This window comes from Streptomyces sp. WELS2 (assembly GCF_013870595.1).
Classification (GTDB): Bacteria; Actinomycetota; Actinomycetes; order Streptomycetales; family Streptomycetaceae; genus Streptomyces.
Genome location: NZ_JACBWZ010000530.1, coordinates 1 through 4,474, shown reverse-complemented (window position 1 = coordinate 4,474; position 4,474 = coordinate 1). Strand labels below are relative to the sequence as shown.

The 4,474-nt window shown below is 70.8% G+C and carries 4 protein-coding genes and 1 pseudogene; all 5 read right to left on the bottom strand.

What is annotated here, in order from left to right:
• The coding region (locus H5J33_RS24895; RefSeq protein ID WP_181797108.1) for a sirohydrochlorin chelatase at nucleotides 1-598 on the bottom strand (598 nt) is incomplete at its 3' end.
• Nucleotides 599-604: 6 nt separating this feature from the next.
• Nucleotides 605-1,483: an ABC transporter permease gene (locus tag H5J33_RS24890; protein WP_181797107.1), complete on the bottom strand. Its 879-nt coding sequence runs from the start codon at nucleotides 1,481-1,483 to the stop codon at nucleotides 605-607.
• On the bottom strand, nucleotides 1,470-2,249 hold the full coding sequence (locus H5J33_RS24885; RefSeq protein ID WP_181797106.1) for an ABC transporter ATP-binding protein: 780 nt from the start codon (nucleotides 2,247-2,249) through the stop codon (nucleotides 1,470-1,472). The genes H5J33_RS24890 and H5J33_RS24885 overlap by 14 nt, the downstream gene beginning before the upstream one ends.
• A gap of 36 nt (nucleotides 2,250-2,285) precedes the next feature.
• Complete coding sequence (locus tag H5J33_RS24880; RefSeq protein WP_181797105.1) at nucleotides 2,286-3,395, bottom strand: aliphatic sulfonate ABC transporter substrate-binding protein; 1,110 nt, start codon at nucleotides 3,393-3,395, stop codon at nucleotides 2,286-2,288.
• Between the two features lie 237 nt (nucleotides 3,396-3,632).
• Nucleotides 3,633-4,474: pseudogene (locus H5J33_RS24875) on the bottom strand (hypothetical protein); the annotation flags it as partial.

Sequence of the window (4,474 nt, the reverse complement as noted above, 5' to 3'; positions counted from 1 at the left end):
AGCCTGGGGCCAGCACATACGGTGCCACGGCGACCCGCGCGCAGCCGAGCCGCCGCAGCTCCCGCACCGCGTCCTCGGTGCGGGGAAGGGATGCGGAGGCGAACGCAGGCCGCACGGCGCACCAACCGGTGTGCCGCCACTCCCGCGCGATTTCAGCGATCACTGCGATCGCCTCCGGGTCGGAGGACCCCGCCGAGGCCAGCACGACCCCGGTCGAGGACTTGTCGGCGGGGGTCAGCCCCGCCTCGTACAACCGCCGTTCCAGTGCGGACAGCAGCAGCGGCGACGGGCCGAGCACCTCCGCCTGCCGGATCCGCAGCCGCGTCGGGGCGTCCCGCAGCACGGCCGGGATGTCGGCCTTGGCGTGGAACGCCCGGGTCAGCAGCAGCGGCAGGGCGACCACGTCCCGGACGCCCTGAGCCGCCAGCGACTCGAGCACCCCGTGCACCGACGGGACGTTGAAGTCCAGGAAGCCGGTCTCCACGCGCAGCCCGGGCCGCAGCGACCGCACCCGCTCCACGAGGGCGTGCACGGTCGCGGCGTGCCGGGGGTCACGGCTGCCGTGGGCGATGACGAGGAGAACCGGCCTGGTGCGCACGGGACGTCAGCTCTTCACCAGCAGGCCGCGGCTGCGCAGCACCCACCGCTCCAGCGGACTGAAGATCAGCAGGTCGATGGCGATGCCGACGAACAGGATGAGCAGGATCGCCTCGAACACCAGCGCCATGTCGCTGGCGGTGCGGCCGTTCTCCAGCAACTGGCCGAGCCCCACGCCGAGATCGGGGAACTGCGCGATGATCTCCGCGGCCATCAGCGAACGCCAGGAGAACGCCCAGCCCTGCTTCAGACCCGCCACATAGCCGGGCAGCGAGGCCGGCAGGGTGACGTACCAGACGCCCTTGGCACCCGTGGCGCCCATGGTGCGGCCCGCGCGCAGGAACAGCGGCGGCACCTGGTCGACGCCGGACACCAGACCGTTGGCGATCGACGGCACGGCGCCGAGCAGGATCACCGCGTACATCATCGAGTTGTTCAGGCCCAGCCAGATCACCGCCGGCGGCACCCACGCCACCGACGGCAGCGACTGGAGCCCGGACAGGATCGGGCCGATGGCCGCGCGCACGAACTTCACCCGGGCCACCAGCAGACCCAGCGGCGTGCCGATGACCAGCGCGAACGCGAAGCCCAGCAGACCGCGTGAGACACTCGTCCAGATGTAGCCGAGCAGTTCGCCCCGGAGCCAGGCGTCCCGGAACGCGCTGCCCACCGCGCCCGGCGAGGGCAGCTTCGTCGGGTCGTCCACGACCGGGTACAGGATGTACCAGACCACCAGGACCACCGCGATGGCGACGACCGGCGGCAGGATCTTGTTGACGAGGGTGTCGCGCAGCGGGGGGCGGCCCGTGGCCGTGGTCTCCAGCGCGTCCAGGCCGGCCTCGACGCTCCCGGCGTCCTGGACCGGTGTCGTCTCAGTGCTGGCCATGGCGGCGGATCTCCCCACGCAGTACGTCGGTTATCTCAAGGGACAGTTCGGCCACGGGCGCGTCCTCGATGCGGCGCGGCTGCGGGAGGTCCACGCGCCACTCGCGCGCGATCCGGCCCGGGCGGGAGGACAGCAGGATCACCCGCTGCGCGAGCCGCACCGCCTCGCGCACGTTGTGGGTGACGAACAGGACGGAGAGCCCGGTCTCCGCCCAGATCCGGGTCAGCTCGTCGTGCAGCACGTCCCGCGTGATGGCGTCGAGCGCGGCGAACGGCTCGTCCATCAGCAGCATGTTGCTCTCCTGCGCCAGCGCGCGGGCCATCGCCACCCGCTGCCGCATGCCTCCGGACAGCTCGTGCACCCGCTTGCCGTACGCGCCCTTCAGCCGCACCAGTTCGAGCAGTTCCTCGGCCTTGCCGCGTCGCTCGGCCTTGGCGACGCCCCGCAGTTTCAGGGCGAGTTCGATGTTCTTGCCCGCGGTCAGCCACGGGAACAGGGCGTGTTCCTGGAACATCAGGGCGGGGCGGCCGTCCGTGGTGATGGAGCCGGCGCTCGGCCGGTCCAGGCCCGCCACCAGGTTCAGCAGCGTGGACTTGCCGCAGCCCGAGGCCCCCAGGAGGGTGACGAACTCACCCGGCGCGACATCGATGCTGATGTCGTCCAGGACGAGCTGCTGCCCGCCCGGGGTGGCGAAGGACTTCGAGACGTGCTCAAGGCGTGCCGCGAACTCGACGGTCTCGTCGGCCTTGGCGAGGGTCGTGGCCATGGTCGTCACCTCCTGGGGACGCGTCGGGCAGGGGCGTCAGCTGGTGCCGAGGCCGGCGGCGTCGACCGCGGGACGGCCCTCGGCCTTGAGGACCTTGTTGAGGATCGTCAGATCGTAGATCCCCTTCAGATCCGGCTTCTCCAGCAGGCCGGCCTTGACCGCGTGCTCGGCCTCGGTGTCCAGGGTGGCGGCCAGCGGGTCGTCGGTGAACTGGATGGACTTCCAGGCCGGGTCGAGGACCTTGGCCGGGAGCGCCTTGCCGGCGTCCGTCTCCAGCCGCTTGTTCGCGGCGGCCTTCGCCTCGTCCGGGTGGGCGTTGATCCACTCGTTGGTCTCTACCGCCGCCTTCAGGACGGCCTCGACCGCCTTCGGGTGGTCCTTCAGGAAGCCCTGCCGCACGATGATGTTCGTGATCACGAACTTCTTGTCCGGCCACAGCGTCGACTCGTCCAGGAGCACCTTGGCACCCTCGGCGACCAGCTTGGACGCGGTCGGCTCCGGCACCCACGCGCCGTCGATCGAACCGGACTTGTAGGCGTCCGGGGTGATCTTGTTGTCCGTGCGGACGACGGTGACATCGCCCTTGCCGCTCTGCGCGTCGACCTTCCAGCCCTGGTCGGCGGCCCAGTTGAGGAACGCCACGTCCTGCGTGTTGCCGAGCTGCGGCGTGGCGATCTTCTTGCCCTTGACGTCCTTCAGGGTCTTGATCTTCGCCGGGTCGACGACCAGCTTCACCCCGCCGGAGGCCGAACCACCGATGATCTTCAGGCTCTTGCCATTGGACTTGGTGTAGCCGTTGATGGCGGGGGACGGGCCGATCCAGCCGATGTCGATGGAACCGGAGTTGAGGGCCTCGATCTCGGACGGGCCGGCGTTGAAGATGGCGGGCTTGACCGTGGTGGCGCCCAGCTCCTTCTGGAAGAAGCCCTTCTGCACGCCGACCAGCGCGGTGGCGTGGGTCAGGTTGCCGAAGTAGCCGATCTTGACGGAGCCGAGCCCGTCGATCTTCTCGGCGCCGGCGGCGATCTTGGCGGTGCCGTCGTCCTTGGCGTCGGAGCCGTAGCCGCAGGCGGCCAGCGTGAGCAGGGGAAGAGCGGCGACGGCGGCTATGCCGCGGCGCAGGAGCGGTGAGCTGATGGCAGGCACGGGAGGGCTTCCTCTCGTTGGCCCGGCGGTCACGGACTCTCAGGTCGTGGCCGGGAGTTCGGCTGGAGGTCTTCGTCGCTTCCGGGACGACGCCGGGTGGGGGGAGCGGGCGCGCGAGCGGTGCGCGTACGTCAGCGCACACATCGCGCCACTCCGCCCTGCCCGCTGCCGAGGGCGCCACTGCCGACGCGGCCACCCTCCTTCGCGAACGTCGAGTACACGTCGGGCGTCCTCATGTCAGAAGTCCCAGCCGTCGTCGGTCTCTTCCTTGACCGGCTCCGGTGCGGCGAACGACTCGCCGACCATACCCGCGGTCAGGGTGGTGCCGTCGGCGGGGTCGATCAGGATGAACGAGCCGGTGCGGCGCGAGTCGGCGTAGGAGTCGACCGGCAGCGGCTCGGCGGTACGGATCTTCACCCGGCCGATGTCGTTGGCGACGAGCCGGCCCGGGTGCGGGTGCAGGGACAGGTCGTCGAGCGTGAGCCGGGACGGAATGTCCTTCACGATCGCCTTGACCGTGCGGGTGCCGTGCTTGAGCAGCACCCGGTGGCCCACGGTGAGGGGCGCGTCGGCGACATGGCAGACGGTCGCCTCCACGTCCTGCGTGGTGGCCGGGGCGTCCTTCGCCGGCACGATCAGATCACCGCGCGAGACGTCGATGTCGTCCTCGAGCAGCACCGTCACCGACTGCGTCGTCCAGGCCACGTCGACCGGCTCGCCCAGCAGGTCGATGCCGGCGATGCGGGTGGTCCGCCCGGACGGCAGGACGGTGACCTCCTCGCCGACCCGGAAGGTGCCGGCCGCGATCTGGCCCGCGTAGCCGCGGTAGTCGGGGTGCTCGGCGGTCTGCGGCCGGATCACGTACTGCACGGGCAGCCGCGCGTGGCAGTGCGCCAGGTCGTGGCTGACCGGCACGGTCTCCAGGTGCTCCAGCACGGTGGGGCCGCCGTACCAGTCCATGTGCGCGCTCGGCTCCACCACGTTGTCCCCGGCCAGCGCCGAGATCGGTATCGCGGTGACCTCCGGGACGCCCAGCTCGGTCGCGTACGCCGTGAACTCCTCGGCGATCCTCGCGAAGG

Excerpts from the sequence above, each read along its gene's own strand:
- H5J33_RS24890 (WP_181797107.1), bottom strand. The coding sequence starts at position 1,483 with ATGGCCAGCACTGAGACGACACCGGTCCAGGACGCCGGGAGCGTCGAG.
- H5J33_RS24885 (WP_181797106.1), bottom strand. The coding sequence starts at position 2,249 with ATGGCCACGACCCTCGCCAAGGCCGACGAGACCGTCGAGTTCGCGGCA.